This is a genomic window from Mammaliicoccus sp. J-M40 (assembly GCF_022386395.1).
Classification (GTDB): domain Bacteria; phylum Bacillota; class Bacilli; order Staphylococcales; family Staphylococcaceae; genus Mammaliicoccus; species Mammaliicoccus lentus.
Genome location: NZ_JAJNIQ010000011.1, coordinates 44,102 through 62,747 on the forward strand (window position 1 = coordinate 44,102; position 18,646 = coordinate 62,747).

Below are 18,646 nucleotides of genomic sequence, written 5' to 3' on the forward strand. Positions count from 1 at the left end.
ATTATCTTTCCTTTCTTTTCACTTTAGTAATAAAGAATCCATCAGAATTATAATCTTGAGGGAGTAATTGTAACGTTTTCGTTTCTTGATTGGTTCTTGGGTCTATAAAAGTCGAGAATTCAAAGTCTTTATTAGCTTTTAAAAACGAATAAACAACGTTTTCATTTTCCATTTGTTCAATCGTACATGTTGAATAAACAAGTTCTCCACCAGGTGCTAAAGATTTACTTGCATTTTCTAAAATTTCCAATTGTAAATGCCATAATGCTTCTACATCTTTTGATGTTTTTTCATATTTGATTTCAGGTTTTCTTCTCATTACCCCAAACCCACTACATGGCGCATCAACTAAAATATAATCATAAGTTTGATTAAATGGTTGCGTAGCGTCATGAACATCAGTATTTACATTTTTAAGTCTTAACTTTTTAACATTAAAATCAATCAAATCGATTTTATGTGGATGAATATCATAAGCATCAACTTGACCAGTTTGGTTAAGCATTTCAGCTATATGACACGTTTTTCCTCCAGGTGCACTACAAGCATCTAATACAGTACTACCTTCTTTAACATTCATTATTTCAGCTACGAACATTGAACTTTTATCTTGAACTGAAAGAAGTCCGTCTTTAAATAATCGATCGTTCACTATTGGTTCACCTTTAATGTGCAAACAACGTTCAATATCTTTATCTAATTCGACAGTATAACCGTTACTTTCCAATCTTTCAATAGCTTCTGAAACTGTAATTCTTGTCGTATTCACTCTTACCGTTGTATCAGGAGGCGTTAAACTTAATAAACACATTTCTTTTGTTTTTTCGTAACCAAAATGAGTAATCCAATGTTTTGTTAACCATAGAGGCACACTAGCTTCAACTGATAACCTTTTGTCATCATGTTTAATTTCATCAAATGTTCTCAAAGGTGCTGCCATGAAACTTCTAAGTATAGCGTTTATAGCTTTACTATTATGCAGGTCACCACGATTTTTTGCTATGTTTACGGCTTCGTTAATAATTGCATGATCTGGCACTTTATCTAAATAAACATATTGATACGCGCTCATGATTAATAAACGTTTCATCCAACCTTTTAATTTAGTTTGTATAAAAGGCTCTATTAAATATTCCAAAGTGATTTTTCTTTGTATTGTTCCATATACAAGCTCAGTTAATAAGCCTATATCTTTTTTTGATACAGCTTCATTTTTAATTGCTTCATTAAGCTGTAGATTACTGTATGCTTCACCTGTTAGTACGTCGTCTAATATCGTTAAAGCAACATATCTTACATTATTATTCATCATATTAATTTTGTCCCATCAATTTTGGATTGTAATCCGCTTATATAATCACGTGTCTTTACACGTTTTTTACCTGCTAATTGTATTTCAGTTAAAGCAACGCCATCTTCGGAACCAGTCGCAACAATAATTGCATCTTTAGTCGTTTCAATGATTTCACCTGGTTCACCTTTGACATTCTCAACGATTTCACTACGCCACAGCTTTAAGTTTTTACCGTCCATAGTCGTATAAGCAACCGGCCAAGGTGATAATCCACGAATGTGATTGTGAATTGTTTGAGCATCTTTAGTCCAATCAATTCGTTCGTCTTCTCTAGAAATATTCGATGCAAATGTAGCTAAACTGTCGTCTTGAACAATGCTATCATTAGTACCATTAAAAATAGTAGGTAAAGTTTTCTTCAACAATTCTGTCCCAAGTGTTGCTAGTTTATCGTGAACTTCTCCTACTGTGTCATTTTCAAGTATTTCAACTTCGTCTTGACTAATAATATTTCCTGCATCTAATTTTTCTGCCATGTACATAATCGTAATTCCTGTTTTTTTCTCTCCATTCATTACAGCATAATGAATTGGCGCGCCACCTCTATATTTAGGTAACAATGAAGCATGCACATTGATTGCTTTATGTTTTGGCGCATCAAGCAAAGATTTAGGTAATAATTGCCCAAATGCAGCTGTCACGATTAAATCAGGTTTTAAGTTAATGATTTCTTCTAATTCAGAAGAATTATTTAGTTTTTCAGGTTGATATACAGGTATATTATGTTCTAATGCTACCTTTTTAACTGGCGGTGGTGTTAGTATCTTCTTTCTGCCAACAGGACGATCTGGTTGTGTTACAACTGCAATTACATCATACTCTTGAATAAGCATCTCTAACACACCTGTAGAAAAATCAGGCGTACCCATAAAAACAATTTTACTCATCCTTATACATCTCCTCTAACTCTTCTTCACTAACTTCTCTCGTCATTTTATCTGTAAACAACTCACCATATAAATGATCAATCTCGTGTAAAATAATTCTCGCAATATCATCATATGCAGTTAATTCTACATCATTACCATTTAAATCTTTACTCTTAACAGTAATCATGACACTTCTTTCAACCTCACCATAAACACCCGGAACGCTGAGACAACCTTCTACATCTGTTTCAGTTTTTTCAGATTGTGTTAAAATAGTTGGGTTTATAAGCTGCAAAATACCATCTTGCTCCATATCAACAAGCGCAACTTTTAAATCAACACCAATTTGTGGCGCGGCAATTCCAACACCATCATTGTCAAACATTGTATCTTCTAAATCAGCAATTAATTGCTTTATTGATTCATCAAAATTTACGACATCTTTAACTTCTCTATTTAAAATTGGATTGGGGGCAGTAACAAGTGGTTTTACAGCCATATCTATCGCTCCTTTATAAAAACTCATCGTATAATTATAACTTAAAACAAATAAAAAAGACAGCTATAACTGCCTTTTTAAAATTTTAAAAACACTTTATACAAATACCATTATGTATCTATTTGTAAATTGGTTTTATATTCTTCTATTATAGTTTTCTTAGATTGCTCGTCAGGTTCAAAATACCATATACCATCATCTTCTATTTGATTCATTCCATCTAATGACAATTTATCAATATGATTTGCACCTTTTTTATAGCTTTCATATAAATTTTTAAAATCTCCTGCCGAATAATTCGACTTAACATTTTTTTCGCTTGCTTTTAGAATTTTATTTAATGTTATAACATTTTTACTTTCCGTCACTTTTTGTGACACAGCTTCAATAACTTGTCTTTGCCTCGCTGTTCTACCTTCATCTCCACCAGCACCCTCTTGTTTCCTACTTCTAACATAATCAAGTGCTTGTTTGCCGTTAAGATTGGTTTTCTTTCCTTCTTTAAATGTTGACCCATTAAAAGAAAATGAAGCATTGCTTGTAACTTCTATACCATCAATAATGTCTATAATTTCTTCGAACCCATCCATATCAATTGTTATATAACCATCTATTGGTATGTCAAAATTATTCTTGATTGTATCTATTGCTGTCTTAGCGCCTCCATATGCATAGGCATGTGCTATTTTTTCGTTTCTCTCTATATCATTAATATAAACGTTTGTATCTCTAGGTAATGTTAAAAGCTTTGTAGTTTCTTCTTTAGGATTAACTGATGCAATCAACATCGAATCAGTTCTTTGCCCTATATTTTCTTCGTCTCTTTTTTCATCAGTATCAACACCAAAAATTGCAATTGATAAAGGTTTTTTATTTTTAATTTTATCTACGGATTCTTTTTGTTCTTCTTTAGTGCCTATCTTTTCTTGAACATTAACATTGAATTGGTTCAGTCTTGATTTTACATAAATCGTTATTGTTGATCCTATAACCAAGATGATAAACAATGCTATGACAATTTTACCTTTTCTTGTTAATTTCATGTTTTCGCTCCCTATTTATCAGTTTCTAAATCTTTTTCCATATTTATCTTTTTAGTAGTAGCGAGTAATAGCCCGAAAGCAACACTGATACTTAAAAGAGAAGAACCTCCATAACTTAATAAAGGAAGTGTAACACCTGTTAAAGGTATTATTCCTGATATTCCAGCTAAATTAATGAATACTTGTAAAAATAAATAACTAACTACACCTATACAAATTATTTTGTAGTAATTATTTTTAGTCGTATTAGCGTATATAATCCCTTTAAATGTTATATACATATATAATGCTATAACTGCGATAACCCCTATTAAACCTGCTTCTTCAGCTAAAACTGAAAATATAAAATCTGTGTGTGGTTCAGGTAAATAACCTAATTTCATAATGCCGTTCCCCATACCTTGACCAGTAACGCCGCCATTACCAATTGCTAATAAAGAATTAGATAATTGATAACCTTCACCATTTTCATATTTAAATGGTTCCATGATTACTTTAATTCGATTCAATCTGTATGTATTTTTTGTATCAAATATTAATGTGTAAATTAAATAGATTACAAATGGCAGTGAAATCGAACTGAATAATTGAATTTTTACAATATTTTTTATATCTGAATACATTAAAATAAACAATATAATACCAATATTTAATATTGTGCCGCCTAAATCACCTTGAACTAAGATTAAAACTAAACCAAAACCTAGCATAAACAATGGGGGTAATAAAGTTTTAATGTTATATATCCTTGCTTGGGACATTTTTTTATCGATTATGTATGAAAGATATATGATAGAGGCTAACTTTAGAAATTCTGAAGATTGTATGCTGAAAAAACCTAAATTAAGCCAATTTTTAGAACCATTAATTTCACTTCCTAAAATCAAGGTAATAATAAGTAAAATGATGACACCGATAATAATAAATTGTTGAAATGCTTTCGCTTTTAAAGCATCAATGTCCACAAAATAAGCAATAAATAGAACAATTAAAGTACCTACAAATATAAATATAGATTGCCTGACCATAAAATGATTACTATTAATTATATTTCCATTTGTTAATGAACCCATTCGTGCAGGAACCATACTTGCGCTGTAAATAAATATAATTCCTATAATCCCCAATATTAAATAACAAAATAAAATACTTTTATCCACATTTTTATTTATTTTATTATAATTTTTAAATCTAATTTTATACACCCCACATTCTCAAACAATCGTAACTTTTTTTATTATGTTAGTCAAACATATTTTAGGATAACCTAAATATCATTATTGTTTTATTCAACAAATATATATTGAAATAAACAATGGAATTAAATAAAATTATTTCAAAATGTAAAAATATAATTTAGTTAAATTATTGCACTCTGTATTGTATACTAAAATTGCATACAATTAAGGAGGGGGTTAAATGAAATATAATAAAATTATATTTGGAACTTTAATTTTATTTGTTTTGATCTTAATTACTGCATGTTCTAACGACGAAAAAAAATCAGAAAAAGAAAGTTCAGTAAAATCAGTTCGGACGACTGACCTTGACACTGAAAAAGGAAAGTTATTACGTAAAGGGGAAGAATTAATGATTTATACCAACTCTAAAATGCCTGAGCATGTTGGAAACAAATTAGCTTGTACGAGTTGTCATGCTCAAGGAGGAAATGGAAATGCTCTTTCTCTAGAGGGTGTCTCTAAAAAATACCCACAATACAGAGACCGTGAAGGTAGAGATGTTTCACTTAAAGAGCGAATTAATGGGTGTTTTGCTAGGAGTATGAATGGGAAACCTATCAAAGAAAATAGTGAGGAAATGAAAGCAATGGTAGCTTATTTAGATTTTATTAGTGAAGACATTAAAAAATCTGAAGCACCAGAGATAGAACAAGCAAAAAATATACCTGAACCTAATGTAGATAAAGGAAAAGAGGCATTCGATAGAAATAATTGTTTATCTTGTCATGGCAATGGTTCATCGAGTGCCCCATTTACAGGACCATCGTTATGGGGACCAGACTCATTTAATACTGGTGCAGGTATGAGTAGATTTTCAAAAATGTATGACTTCATTTACCATAATATGCCTTTTGGTGAAGAAGGAACGTTGAGCAAACAAGAAGCTTCAGACATAACTGCTTATATATTGACGCAAGATAGACCAGAGTTTGTAAATAAATCAAAAGAAAATTTTTATCCAAAAGGTGAAGAACCTGACGATAAAATTTCTGAAAAAGAAAGGGAACAAATATTAAATCATGATTATGATTGGCAGGAATTAGAAGAAGTAAGTTCTAAATAATTGATTTAACCCCTCTAGCTTATTTTAAAGTTAGAGGGGTTAATTGGTGCTATATATAACTTCTACATCATCATTTGAGGATTTATATCAATCTCTAATGATAGTTTATCTTTCATGTATTGTTCGTGATAGTAATCATCTAAGTATTGCAGTGCTGTAAGTAGCCCTGGTTCGCTTTTAAATTTAATAAGTATTTGGAATCTATGTTGGTTGTTAATACGTGATAACGGACTTGGTGAAGGACCCAACACAAATGATTGTGGTGTCACATGTTGTACTAAAATATCATGTATATGTTTCGATGCTTTTAATACTTTTCTTTTATCGAAATGACTAATGGTCAAGTTAACAAGGAAGTAATATGGTGGATATCTTCCTACTTGTCTGAATTTCATTTCTTTTTCATAAAAAGATAAGTAATCATTTTTAGTTACGTCTAGAATAGCGTAATGTTCTGGATTATATGTTTGTATCATTACTTCTCCAGTCTTCTCATGTCTTCCTGCACGCCCTGCTACTTGTGTTAAGAGCTGGAATGTTTTTTCGCTTGATCTAAAATCAGGCAAGTTCAACATTGTATCTGCATTTAGAACTCCGACTAATGTTATATTTTCAAAGTCTAATCCTTTAGCAATCATCTGTGTTCCTAATAATATATTTGCTTCTTGATTTCCAAATGCATTTAACAGTCGCTCATGGGCGCCTTTTTTAGACGTAGTATCTACGTCCATTCGAATAACTTTGGCATTATCGAATGTTTCATATATAAGTTCTTCAACCTTTTGTGTACCCACACCCATTTGTCTAATATGTTCACTACCACAACTTGGACAAGTCGGTGGCATCGGTTCACTATATCCACAATAATGACATTTTAAATCATCTGTTGTTTTATGATAAGTTAATGAAATATCACAATTTGGACATTGCGGTACATGTCCACAATCTCTACATAATACAAATGACGAATGACCTCTTCTGTTTAAGAACAATACGATTTGTTCATTTTTATTGATTCTATCTTGAATCGCTCTTGTTAATGGTTCAGAGAACATTGAACGGTTCCCTGCTTGAAGTTCTTCTCTCATATCCACTAACGCTATTTCAGGCATTTTTTGCAAATTCACTCTGTCTGGTAATCCTAAATAATGATAAACACCTTTTTCTGCGCGTGCAAATGTTTCTAAACTTGGCGTTGCTGAGCCTAGCACAACAGGACAATTATGATATTCACTTCTCCATATGGCAATTTCACGGGCATGATATCTTGGATAATCTTCTTGTTTATATGTCGATTCATGTTCCTCGTCAATTATAATAAGACCTAAATTTTCAAATGGTGCAAAGACACTTGATCTAGCACCGACTGAAACGCTCGCCTTACCATCTCTAATTTTTTGCCATTCATCATACTTTTCGCCTTTTGATAAGCCTGAATGAAGAACTGCAACTTCATCACCAAATCTCGCTTTGAATCTATTAACCATTTGTGGCGTCAATGCAATTTCAGGAACAAGCATTATTGCTTGTTCACCTCGATTAAGGACGTTTTCTATCGTTTGTAAATACACTTCAGTTTTACCTGAACCTGTGACACCGTGTAATAGAAATGTCTTTGATTCTTCATTTGAAACTGATTTATCTATATTTTCAAAAGCTGATTGCTGAGCTTCAGTAAGTTCTTTATTATTTTCTTTTTCGAATATTCTGTTCTCATACGGATCACGATTAACGATCGCTTCATATTTTTCCAATACTTGATTTTTCACAAGTGTTTGAATACTAGAATTTGAAAATCCTTCTTCTTTTAATGTTCTTAACAACACATCCTCATGACGATGCTCTATCAAATAATTTAACACATCTAATTGTTTTTCCTTTTTACTAATAGCTTCCAATATTTCATCTAATCTATCAGTCGGTATAATCCGTACACATGTTGCATATTTACGCGTTAATTGTTGACCTACAATCGTATCTTTAGACAATATTTCTTTATCTACAAAATGTTCAAGCTCTGAAACAATTTGTAGTTTCTGAGCTTGATCAAAAGTTAAAATACCTTCTTTATTGAAGGTATTTAACAATTCTGCCGGTAAAGGTTCTGGGTCATTTACTTGATAAACTTTTTGGTATTTTGCTTTCACAGCGCTTGGCAACATGATTTCTAGAGCGGATATACGTTTAACTAAATGAAAATTCGCCATCCATTCACTTAACTTAATCAATTCAGATGTAAGTTCTGGTTTAAAATCTTTAACTCTTATTATTGATTTTAATTTAGAGGCATCTATATCACTAGATAAATGTTCACTAATGTCGATAACAAAGCCTTGGATTTTTCTTGAACCAAATGGCACTTCTACACGCACACCAACTTTAACGATTTCTTCAATGTCTTGTGGTATTTTGTAATCGAACGTTTTATCTACATTTTTAGAAGGTATATCTACTACTACATGAGCTATCAAGAATTCCACCTACTTGTAATTTCGTTTAAAATTTTAAATGCTATTTTTTGTTTGGATTCTTTTTTAAATGGTACTCTATCTCCATTAGCAAAGAACATTTCAACTTCGTTATCAGAAGATTTAAATCCAATTTCCTGATTTGCAACATGATTAGAAATAATCACATCTGCATTTTTCTTTTTTAATTTACCCATAGCATATTTTTCTACATTGTCAGTTTCCGCTGCAAAACCAACTAAATATTGATTTTGTTTATGTTCACCTAAATATTTTAAAATATCTGTCGTTCGTTTAAAGACTAATTCAAGGTCGCCATCTTGCTTTTTCATTTTCTTATCTGATGTTTCAACTGGAGTATAGTCAGCTACAGCTGCAGCTTTAATAATCATATCCATATTATCTTTGTACTGTTTCACAGCTTGAAACATATCTTCTGCACTTGTAATTTGGACGTATTCCACACCTTTAGGCTGAGACAATTGAGTTTCTCCACTTACTAATATAACTTCGGCACCTAGGTCTCTTGCTGCTTCAGCCAGTGCATAACCCATCTTTCCACTAGAGCGATTTGTAAAGTATCTTACTGCGTCAACTTTTTCTATAGTCGGACCTGCAGTTATCAAAACTTTTTTGCCTTGTAATGAAAAAGTTTGAAGGTTTAAATTTTCTTTAAAATAATCATCAATAATCGTTAATATTGTAATCGGTTCTTCCATTCTTCCTTTGGCTACATAACCACATGCTAAATATCCTTCTCCAGGTGCAATAAATTTATAACCATACTCTCTTAATTTAGCCATGTTCGCTACTATAGAAGGATGTTCCAACATATGAACATTCATCGCTGGTGCGATAAATACAGGCGCTGTAGTCGCTAGTAATGTAGATGTGACCATATTATCTGCTAACCCATTTGCCAACTTACTAATAGTATTTGCGGTAGCAGGCGCAACAATAACAGCATCAGCCCAATCTGCTATAGTAATATGTTGTATTTCACTAACATCTTTTTCGTCAAAAGTATCTGTATAAACATGATTACGGCTGATTGCTTGGAAAGCTAGAGGAGTAACAAATTGTTGGGCATTTTCAGTTAACATCACTCTCACTACGTATCCGTTTTGTGTTAATTTACTTGTTAAATCAATCGCTTTATAGGCAGCTATGCCACCAGTAACAGCTAGAAGTATATTCTTCATTTGTGTACGCCTCCAAATTACAATTATTATTAACACTTATTATACATTCTTTAATTTATACTGTCATGAATTCAATCTATATATTAAATTGAAAAAAGTATGTTATAAGCGCATTTCCAGTCCAATCAGCTACTGTATATATAATAAACAAGGCTGAGACATAATAATGTCCCAGCCTGCTGATATTATGGAGATATTAATCTTGTAGTTTAGCTTGTACTTTATGAGCTGCAATCTCTTCAAGTGCTTGTCCTACATTTTTAAGAGAACGATACTCATCTAATAATAAACTATCAGGATATTCTTGAAGTTCACGTGCTCTCTTTGCAGCTGTTGTTACGATTAAATATTTAGAGTTAATACTATCTTTAAGTTCATTTTGTGCTGGATATAACATTATTTTTTTGCCTCCAATATCATTTTTCTATATCTAGCTTCTACACGTTCTCTTTTCAAATGTTCAGCTTCAACAATTGATTGAATACGTGCTTTCGCTAATTCTACTTCGTCGTTCACGACAACATAATCGTAAAGATTCATCATTTCTACTTCTTTACGGGCTTCAGTAATACGATTTTGAATAATTTCATTCGATTCTGTGCCTCTACCAACAAGTCTTTCTTTTAAATGCTCTAAACTTGGTGGAGCTAAGAATATAAATAAAGCTTCAGGAAACTTCTTTCTAACTTGTTTAGCACCTTCCACTTCAATTTCTAAAAATACATCATATCCGTTATCCATTGTATCCCTTACATATTGTACAGGTGTACCATAATAATTACCTACATATTCAGCATACTCTATAAATTGATCATCGGCAATTAAAGCTTCAAATTCTTCTCTTGATTTAAAGAAATAATCTACGCCATCAGTTTCACCTGGACGCATATTCCTTGTAGTCATTGAGATAGAATATTTAAAATCGGTACTAGGATCATCAAAGATTGATTTTCTTACTGTTCCTTTTCCGACACCAGACGGACCTGAGAGAACAATCAGTAACCCTTTTTCTATGTTCATGTCAAACGACCTTTCCTAATGAATACTAACGATTTATCATCATTTTGTTTTTTATATCTTACCATACTTCAATTCTGTATGGCTAGAGAGGTTGTAAACTTTAAACAGAAATATACTCATTTAATCCCTTACATGTTACAATAAATTGACTTTTTAAAAAGGTGTGAATGCAAATGGCTTTTGATGGCTTATTTACAAGAAAGATAGTAGAAGATATACAATCGCTCGTAACTGGGCGAATTCATAAAATAACAGAACCAAGTAACGACACTATTATTTTAACAATTCGTAGTGAAAGAAAGAATAATCATCTATTATTATCTACGCATGCTAATTTTAGTAGATTTCATCTTACTGAAGAAAAACTAGAGAATCCTTTTGATCCACCGATGTTCTTAAGAGTTTTAAGAAAACATATCGATGGTGGTATCATACAAGCGATAACGCAAATTGGAAATGATAGATTAGTTGAAATCGATATTCATTCGAGAGATGAAATTGGTGACTTAAGAAAACGTACCCTCATTTTAGAAATAATGGGAAGACATAGCAATATTATTTTAGTAGATGGTGAACGTAAAATTATAGATGGGTTTAAACATCATACACCAAATACAAATACTGCTCGTACGATTATGCCAGGTTTTAAATATGAATATCCACCTACAACTAAGAAAATGAATCCTTTTGAAGTAGACGATATTAATAAATATATTGATTTTAATTCTGGTAAAATTGATAGACAATTACTTCAACAATTCGAAGGATTTAGTCCACTTATCACAAAAGAAATTGTATCTAGAAGACCGTTCATGAACCAAAGTACGCTTGTAGAAGCATTCGATGAAGTGATTAACGAAGTAAAGGAAGAACCTAAGCCAGTCATATATAACAACCACTCAACTGGTAAAGAAGTTTTCTATTTTATGCCTCTACATTCTTATGGACAAGACTATACAAGTTTTAACACATTACATGAATGTTTAGACCGTTTTTATGAATCTCGTGGAGAACGAGAACGTGTAAAACAACGTGCATTAGACTTAGTTAAAATTGTTGACCAACATTTACAGAAGAATAAGCATAAGTTAGAAAAACTTATTAACGAACAAGAAGCAGCAAGTACTAAAGATATACAACAATTATATGGTGAATTAATTACAGCAAATATGTATCAAATAAAACAAGGTGATGAATCGTTAGAAACAATTAATTATTACAATAACGAGCCTATTACTATTCCTTTAGATCCAACTAAATCACCTTCTATGAATGCACAATATTATTATAAACAATATAACCGTTTAAAAACGCGTGAAATAGAATTAGAAAAACAAATTAAACTTACTCAATCTAACATTCTATATTTCGAGTCATTGGAACAACAACTTAAACATATTTCTGTTGAAGATATTGATGATATTAGAGAAGAGTTAGAAGAACAAGGATTTGTAAAAAGACGTAAAAATAATAAAAAGAAAAAATCTAATAAAATTACTTTAACAACGTTTGAATCATCTGATGGTCAAACAATATTATTAGGTAAAAATAATAAACAAAACGATTATCTTACACATCGTATCGCAAGAAAGAACCAACTTTGGTTCCATACTAAAGATATTCCAGGTTCACATGTTGTTATACAAGATACAGAGCCTACAGAAACAACGATAAATGAAGCGGCAATGATTGCAGGATATTATTCAAAAGCAAGTCAATCAGGTCAAATACCTGTAGACTATACTGAAATTAAAAATGTACACAAACCAAGCGGAGCAAAGCCAGGATTTGTAACTTATGATCATCAATCGACGCTATATGTTACAACTGACTATGATGATATAAAGAAATTATTAAAAAAATAATTTACCAAAATAAAGTTATAAAAATAGCAGTGAAAATTCCACGTTGGTGGAGAATTCACTGCTATTTTTTATTGATTTTCTGGCAATGCTAATTGGAAATTAACGCCGTATTTATCTTGTACCCATGCGAATTCTCTAAAAGTTGGGGGTATTTCTGTTTTAGGCATTAAAATAGCACCGCCTGACTTTAATTCTGAATACAAGGTTTCCATTTCCATAGCATTATCACAAGTAACATATAAAGACATTGCTGGGTTCATTTCAATATCTACTCCGTTACTTTGATCAATCGCCATAAAAATTTCACCGTTTATTTTAAATATAGAATGTTGTACTGTTCCAGGTTCACCTGGCCCTTCTTCGTCATACTTAACCATAGTTAGTATTTCACTATCTTTAAAAATAGATGTATAAAATTTAATAGCTTCTTCCGCTTCACCATTAAACATTAAAAATGTTGTTATTTTAGGTATCATTGGTTTCACTCCATTAACGTATTTAAATTGTTTCTTTTATCTTATATAATGAGTATAATCATTATAAGGTTTAAAGACAAAGGAGAGATATTATGTCATTGTCATTATTATTACCGGTTGTCATCTTATTAGCAATCATCATTATAGGTTATGTCTTCATAAAATTGTTCTTAGGATAAACATTGATTATAAAAACTTTTATAAAATAATAAGCTAAAAGCAAACTGAAGCGCCACTCCGTCATATTTTGAATTAACGGAGTGACGCTTTTTATTTATAAATCCATTTGTAATTTATAAAATTAGTTTTTAATATTTATGCACTTTTTATTTAGTAGACATTAAATCGATGCCGAATAACCATGGCACCATGAACCAAACAAATATCACGATTACAACACAACTGAATAAGTTTAACCAGAATCCTGTTGTCGCCATTTCTCGAATGGATACTTTATCTGTACCAAATACTATCGCATTCGGTGGTGTACCTACTGGTAACATAAATGCACAGTTTGCTGCCATAGCCGCTGGTATCATCAGTGCAAGTGGATGTATGTGTATACCCACTGCTATAGTCGCTAAAATCGGTAATATCATTGTTGCTGTAGCTGTATTCGATGTAATCTCAGTTAAGAATAGTACGAACAGTGTAACAATAAAGATAATCAAGATGATGTTAATACCTTCAAGGCTAGATATTTGTTTACCCATCCATTTATCTAAACCACTTTCTGTAATAGCTGATGCTACAGCTAAACCACCACCAAATAGTAATAAAATTCCCCATGGTAAGTCTTTTGCAATAGACCAATCTAAAATTCGAGCAAATTTTCTTTTTGCGGGCACTAAGAATAATAATACCGCAACGAACATTGAAATCGTTCCATCTTTAACAAGCTCTGTAAATGTAAATTGTGAAAGTAAAAATTCTCTTGATACCCATAAAAATGCTGCTAAACAGAATAATGTTAACACGATTTTTTCTTCATAAGTTGTCTTACCTAAAGCTTTCAATTCTTTTGTAATTATTTCTTTACCACCTGGTAGCTCCTTCATATCGTGTTTAAATTTCACAAAGTTTAAATATGCCCATGTAATAGCTAATAAAATAATAACTACTGGCACACCCATAACCATCCATTGGGCAAAACTAATTTCTTCTCCAAATATTTTCTCATATTGTCCTTTTAAAATAATTAACGGTGGTGTACCAATTAAAGTACCTAAACCACCAATTGTACCGGCATACCCGATACCTAAAACAAGCGATTTTTCAAATTGTGATAAATGATGTTCTTTAGAATCATCAGTTGTTAATTCATGTGCTTCCTTAATAATAGCTAAACCAATTGGAATCATGATCATTACTGCTGCTGTATTAGACACAAACATCGATAAAGCACCAGTAGCAATCATAAATCCTAATAAAATTCGCCCTGTACTTGTCCCGATACTTTTAATGATAACAAGTGCAATCCTTGTATGTAAGTTCCATCTTTCCATTGCAATAGCAATAATAAATCCACCTAAGAATAAGAATACGATGTCATCCCCATAAGCGCTAGACACTGTTTCGCTATCCATTACGCCCCCTAAAGGAAATAGGAATAAAGGCATTAAACTCGTTGCCGGAATAGGGATAGCTTCTGTAATCCACCAAACTGCAATCCAAAGTGTTACAGCCATAACATAAACCCCTTTTTGGCTGAGTCCTGGTGGACTAACAAATAATAAGACAATTAAAAATAATAAAGGCCCTAAAATTAATCCTACTAACTGTGCTGTATTATATGCTTTTAACTTTGGTTCTGGTTCTTTTTGTCCTTTTAATGCATCTGCTGAAAAGAACTTTAACATTTCTTTAGTTCTTCCACTTTCTTTCCAAAGCTTATCGGTAAGTTTATTTCCCTTTTCTTTCATATATTACTACCCCCTTAAATTGTATTCGTTTACATTTTAACAAATATTACTTCTTTAGAATACTATTTTTATTAAATTATTATAATATTTATGCTTTTTATATATACGGAAGTATAAAATTATATATATATTTATAAAAAAGAGTGGGCCAGAAATCTCATTTTATTAAAAAGATTTCGTAGTCCCACCTCGGCAAGAATGACTGGGGTTGAAAAAGCTTGATATAAGTGCATTTTCAAACCAGTCAGCTACTGCCATTATAATGAATCGAGGCTGGGGCATGTATATATGCCCCAGCCTCAGAAATAGCTATAATTTAAATTTTTTAATTGTTTTGTTCTTTTGTATTAAAGAATCCGTTCTTCTCTAGTTCTTTTTTTATACTTTTGAAAATGTTTTTATCGTCTAAATCATATCTTCTATCTCTGTCTACATTTGTATTATTTGTATAGCCGGTTCTTTCTTTAAAATTATCGTCTCTTACTTTTGAATGCTCAAAGTCCGCCGGTTTGTTAGAATCTTTTTTAAGAAAATCATTAATGTGTCCCCATTTTTTAATCTGCTCACGTTCTTCTTCAGCAGTTAAACGATGTTCACTTTCCATAAAATACGGCCCCCTTTATATGAGTTCATTATAAAGTATCTTTCCATTCTTTTAAAGTTTTAATATCTTTATTTTCTATAAATCCTTCTTTTTCTGCCACAGTTACAAGTTCATCATAGTTTGATAAAGTGTAAAATGGAACATTAATTTTGTTAAATGCTTCTTCTGCTTTGGAAATACCATATGTAAATATTGCGAATACACCTAATACTTCAGCGCCATCTTCTAATAATGCTTCTACTGCATTGATTGAAGAACCACCTGTAGAAATTAAATCTTCAATGACAACAACTTTTTTTCCTTTGCTTGAAGCACCTTCAATTTGATTACCTTTACCATGCCCTTTGCTTTTTGATCTTACATAACTCATAGGTAGCTTCATATCATCGGCGATAAATGCAGCATGAGGTATGCCAGCTGTTGCAGTCCCTGAAATAATTTCTACTTCATTAGCATGTTCTTTTATTAAATTAATTAAACTTTTATAAATGTCTTCTCTTATTTCAGGGTAAGCTAACGTGACTCTGTTATCACAGTATATTGGCGATTTAATGCCTGAACTCCAAGTATAAGGATCATCTGGTGAAAGTGTAACCGCCTTTATCTTTAATAATGATTGTGCAATATTTGAAGTCATGTTCATTATCCTTTCCATCTTTGTAATATTTCGTGATATCTTTCCACTGGATTCGTATGTTGTGTAATTGAACGGCCTACAACAATATGTGTTGAACCAAGATTTTTCGCTTCTTCTGGAGTTGTAACACGTTGTTGATCATGCGTTTTATCCGTTTCTAATCGTATCCCCGGTGTTACTTTCAAGAATTCTTTACCAAGAGTTTCTTTTAATATTTTAGATTCTAATGGTGAACATACGACCCCATCTAAACCAGCATCTTTAGTATTTTTAGCATAATGAACAACTGAGTCTTCTATAGATGTTTGGATATTTTGTTCTTTCTGCATTTGTTCTTCAGTAGTAGAAGTAAGTTGCGTTACAGCTATTAATTTTGCGTTAGGATTCGTAGATTTCAGGCCTTTTAAACCAGATTTCATCATTTCTATGCCACCTGCTGCATGCACATTAATAAGATCTATATTAAATTTTCCTAATCCCGCCAATGCACTTTGTACAGTATTTGGTATGTCATGTAGCTTTAAATCTAAAAATATGTCGTGTCCTCTATCCTTAATTGCTTTAATTGTATCAGGACCATTTTGTAAAAATAGTTCCATTCCAATTTTCACAAATAGTGGTTCATCAAATAAGTCTAAAAAATTTTCTACTTCTTTCAGCGTTGCAAAATCCAATGCAATAATTGGTGTATCTTTCATTTATTTTACAACTCCTTCTTGTCTATATGTTCTACCTTTAAGTTCGTGAATATGTTGTACCCCTAATTTATCTAATAAACTTGGTAATTCATCAATAATTTCTTTACATACTGTAGGATTTTCAAAATTAGCTGTTCCTACTGCTACTGCATCTGCACCTACTGATATATAGTCGATTACATCTTGAGCTGTTCTAACGCCACCCATTGCAATGATGGGAATATCAATATTTTGACTAACTTCATAAACCATTCTTAAAGCTACAGGTTTAATTGCTGGCCCGCTTAAACCACCAACAATGTTACTTATTATCGGCTTTCCTGTTTTTTCATCAACACGTAGACCAACTAAAGTGTTAATCATCGTGATTCCGTCTGCATATTGAGCGATTGCTTTAGCCATTTCAACAATGTTCGTAACATTAGGAGATAGTTTAACATACACTGGAACAGAAGATACTTCTTTTACCTTTTTCGTTAAATCACTTGCTACTTCTGGTACTGTTCCGAATTGTATGCCACCTTCTTTAACGTTTGGGCATGAAATATTTAATTCTAATGCATGTACGTTAGGTGATTTTGAAATGTGTTCTGCTACATATACATATTCTTCTTCTGTTGAACCAGCTACGTTAGCAATAATTGGTACATCAAATTGCTCTAAATATTTTAGCTCATGTTCAATAATATGATGAACCCCTGGATTTTGTAATCCAATAGCATTTATCATTCCGCTAGCAGTTTCGGCAACACGAGGTGTTTCGTTCCCATATCTTGCTTCTTTAGTAGCAGCTTTTATCATAATAGATCCAAGCTCTGATAAGTCATAAAACTGACTAAATTCTTTACCAAATGCAAAACATCCACTTGCTGGCATTATTGGATTTTTCAAATTTAAACCTGGTAGCGTTACATTTAATCTACTCATATGATAACGGCTCCTTTTTCGAATACTGGTCCATCTGTACATACTTTAACATAACCTACATCATCATCAGTATGGCACACGCAGGCGTAACATGCACCAATCCCACAACCCATGCGTTCTTCTAAAGAAATGTAACCTTTAACATCACTTAATTGTGCTTTTAATGCTTTGAGCATCACTTTGGGACCACAACTATAAAATATATCGAAAGGTGTTTCTAATTGTTCAATAACAGTTGTAACAAATCCTTTTGTACCTAAACTTCCGTCAACCGTACTTATATACGTTTCTCCTAAAGATTCGAATTGTTCGACATAAAATGCATCTTTTGCGCTTTGGAAACCTAACACGTGAATTGTTTTAATTCCTCTTGCATTAAGTTGTTTAGATAATTCATATAGTGGAGGCACACCAATACCGCCACCTACTAATAAAGCGGTATTTTGTGCTTCTTCCACTGGAAAACCATTACCTAAAGGCGCAATAACATCTATAGAATCTCCTGATTTTAGTTTAGAAATTTTTTCAGTTCCTTGCCCTTCTTTTCTAAAAAGCATTGTGAAAGTCTCATCTTCTCGATTCACTTCACAAATTGATATAGGCCTTCTTAACATATGTTCAGTACCCATACCTGCCTTTATGTGTACGAATTGGCCAGGTTTTTTCATATTTTTCGTAATATCACCATAAACTTTTAATTCATAAATAGCGTCTGCAATTTGATTATTTGATACAACTGTCATTAAATGAGACATTGT

At 32.0% G+C, this 18,646-nt stretch carries 18 protein-coding genes; 2 read left to right on the forward strand and 16 right to left on the reverse strand.

The window, feature by feature from the left end:
- Position 1: 1 nt before the first annotated feature.
- The 5 genes from rsmB to LQ688_RS11330 form a co-directional block, all read right to left on the reverse strand.
- Positions 2-1,312 carry a 16S rRNA (cytosine(967)-C(5))-methyltransferase RsmB gene (gene rsmB, locus LQ688_RS11310; RefSeq protein WP_174700880.1) on the reverse strand — a complete coding sequence of 437 codons (1,311 nt, stop codon included), beginning with the start codon at positions 1,310-1,312 and terminating at the stop codon, positions 2-4.
- Positions 1,309-2,241: a methionyl-tRNA formyltransferase gene (fmt, locus tag LQ688_RS11315; RefSeq protein WP_017000138.1), complete on the reverse strand. Its 933-nt coding sequence runs from the start codon at positions 2,239-2,241 to the stop codon at positions 1,309-1,311. Before fmt ends, rsmB begins: the two co-directional genes overlap by 4 nt.
- Positions 2,234-2,722, reverse strand: a complete 489-nt coding sequence (gene def / locus LQ688_RS11320; protein WP_017000140.1) for a peptide deformylase — start codon at positions 2,720-2,722, stop codon at positions 2,234-2,236. The genes fmt and def overlap by 8 nt, the downstream gene beginning before the upstream one ends.
- Positions 2,723-2,832: 110 nt before the next feature.
- The gene (locus LQ688_RS11325) at positions 2,833-3,765 is read right to left on the reverse strand and encodes an LCP family protein (protein WP_064211544.1); all 933 of its coding nucleotides are present in this window, start codon (positions 3,763-3,765) and stop codon (positions 2,833-2,835) included.
- Between the two features lie 11 nt (positions 3,766-3,776).
- Positions 3,777-4,970 (reverse strand): FtsW/RodA/SpoVE family cell cycle protein, encoded by a 1,194-nt coding sequence (locus LQ688_RS11330; RefSeq protein ID WP_239724732.1) that lies wholly within the window; start codon positions 4,968-4,970, stop codon positions 3,777-3,779.
- Between the two features lie 214 nt (positions 4,971-5,184).
- Here LQ688_RS11330 and LQ688_RS11335 point away from each other — a divergent pair, with 214 nt between their 5' ends.
- Positions 5,185-6,069, forward strand: coding sequence for a c-type cytochrome (locus tag LQ688_RS11335; RefSeq protein ID WP_239724731.1), 885 nt, complete (start codon positions 5,185-5,187; stop codon positions 6,067-6,069).
- A gap of 62 nt (positions 6,070-6,131) precedes the next feature.
- Here LQ688_RS11335 and priA read toward each other — a convergent pair whose 3' ends face one another.
- The 4 genes from priA to gmk all read right to left on the reverse strand — a co-directional run bounded on the left by priA (position 6,132) and on the right by gmk (position 10,759).
- Positions 6,132-8,540, reverse strand: a complete 2,409-nt coding sequence (gene priA, locus LQ688_RS11340) for a primosomal protein N' (protein WP_218705430.1) — start codon at positions 8,538-8,540, stop codon at positions 6,132-6,134.
- Positions 8,537-9,739, reverse strand: a complete 1,203-nt coding sequence (coaBC, locus tag LQ688_RS11345) for a bifunctional phosphopantothenoylcysteine decarboxylase/phosphopantothenate--cysteine ligase CoaBC (RefSeq protein ID WP_239752767.1) — start codon at positions 9,737-9,739, stop codon at positions 8,537-8,539. The genes priA and coaBC overlap by 4 nt, the downstream gene beginning before the upstream one ends.
- A 196-nt stretch (positions 9,740-9,935) precedes the next feature.
- Positions 9,936-10,136 carry a DNA-directed RNA polymerase subunit omega gene (gene rpoZ, locus LQ688_RS11350; RefSeq protein WP_017000158.1) on the reverse strand — a complete coding sequence of 67 codons (201 nt, stop codon included), beginning with the start codon at positions 10,134-10,136 and terminating at the stop codon, positions 9,936-9,938.
- Positions 10,136-10,759: a guanylate kinase gene (gmk, locus tag LQ688_RS11355; RefSeq protein WP_017000160.1), complete on the reverse strand. Its 624-nt coding sequence runs from the start codon at positions 10,757-10,759 to the stop codon at positions 10,136-10,138. Before gmk ends, rpoZ begins: the two co-directional genes overlap by 1 nt.
- A 173-nt stretch (positions 10,760-10,932) precedes the next feature.
- Here gmk and LQ688_RS11360 point away from each other — a divergent pair, with 173 nt between their 5' ends.
- Positions 10,933-12,624, forward strand: coding sequence for an Rqc2 family fibronectin-binding protein (locus LQ688_RS11360; RefSeq protein WP_239724729.1), 1,692 nt, complete (start codon positions 10,933-10,935; stop codon positions 12,622-12,624).
- A gap of 68 nt (positions 12,625-12,692) precedes the next feature.
- Here LQ688_RS11360 and LQ688_RS11365 read toward each other — a convergent pair whose 3' ends face one another.
- The 7 genes from LQ688_RS11365 to LQ688_RS11395 all read right to left on the reverse strand — a co-directional run bounded on the left by LQ688_RS11365 (position 12,693) and on the right by LQ688_RS11395 (position 18,643).
- Positions 12,693-13,100 carry a VOC family protein gene (locus LQ688_RS11365; RefSeq protein ID WP_194200836.1) on the reverse strand — a complete coding sequence of 136 codons (408 nt, stop codon included), beginning with the start codon at positions 13,098-13,100 and terminating at the stop codon, positions 12,693-12,695.
- Between the two features lie 326 nt (positions 13,101-13,426).
- Positions 13,427-15,022 carry an SLC13 family permease gene (locus LQ688_RS11370; RefSeq protein ID WP_174700882.1) on the reverse strand — a complete coding sequence of 532 codons (1,596 nt, stop codon included), beginning with the start codon at positions 15,020-15,022 and terminating at the stop codon, positions 13,427-13,429.
- A 325-nt stretch (positions 15,023-15,347) separates the two neighbouring features.
- Positions 15,348-15,626, reverse strand: coding sequence for a hypothetical protein (locus LQ688_RS11375; protein WP_064204064.1), 279 nt, complete (start codon positions 15,624-15,626; stop codon positions 15,348-15,350).
- Positions 15,627-15,654: 28 nt separating this feature from the next.
- Positions 15,655-16,263 (reverse strand): orotate phosphoribosyltransferase, encoded by a 609-nt coding sequence (pyrE, locus tag LQ688_RS11380; protein WP_064204133.1) that lies wholly within the window; start codon positions 16,261-16,263, stop codon positions 15,655-15,657.
- 5 nt (positions 16,264-16,268) lie between these two features.
- A complete protein-coding gene (gene pyrF, locus LQ688_RS11385; protein WP_017000583.1) occupies positions 16,269-16,961 on the reverse strand; it encodes an orotidine-5'-phosphate decarboxylase in 693 nt (230 codons plus the stop codon).
- Positions 16,962-17,888, reverse strand: coding sequence for a dihydroorotate dehydrogenase (locus tag LQ688_RS11390; protein ID WP_017000581.1), 927 nt, complete (start codon positions 17,886-17,888; stop codon positions 16,962-16,964).
- Positions 17,885-18,643 (reverse strand): dihydroorotate dehydrogenase electron transfer subunit, encoded by a 759-nt coding sequence (locus LQ688_RS11395; protein WP_017000579.1) that lies wholly within the window; start codon positions 18,641-18,643, stop codon positions 17,885-17,887. Before LQ688_RS11395 ends, LQ688_RS11390 begins: the two co-directional genes overlap by 4 nt.
- Positions 18,644-18,646 lie beyond the last annotated feature (3 nt).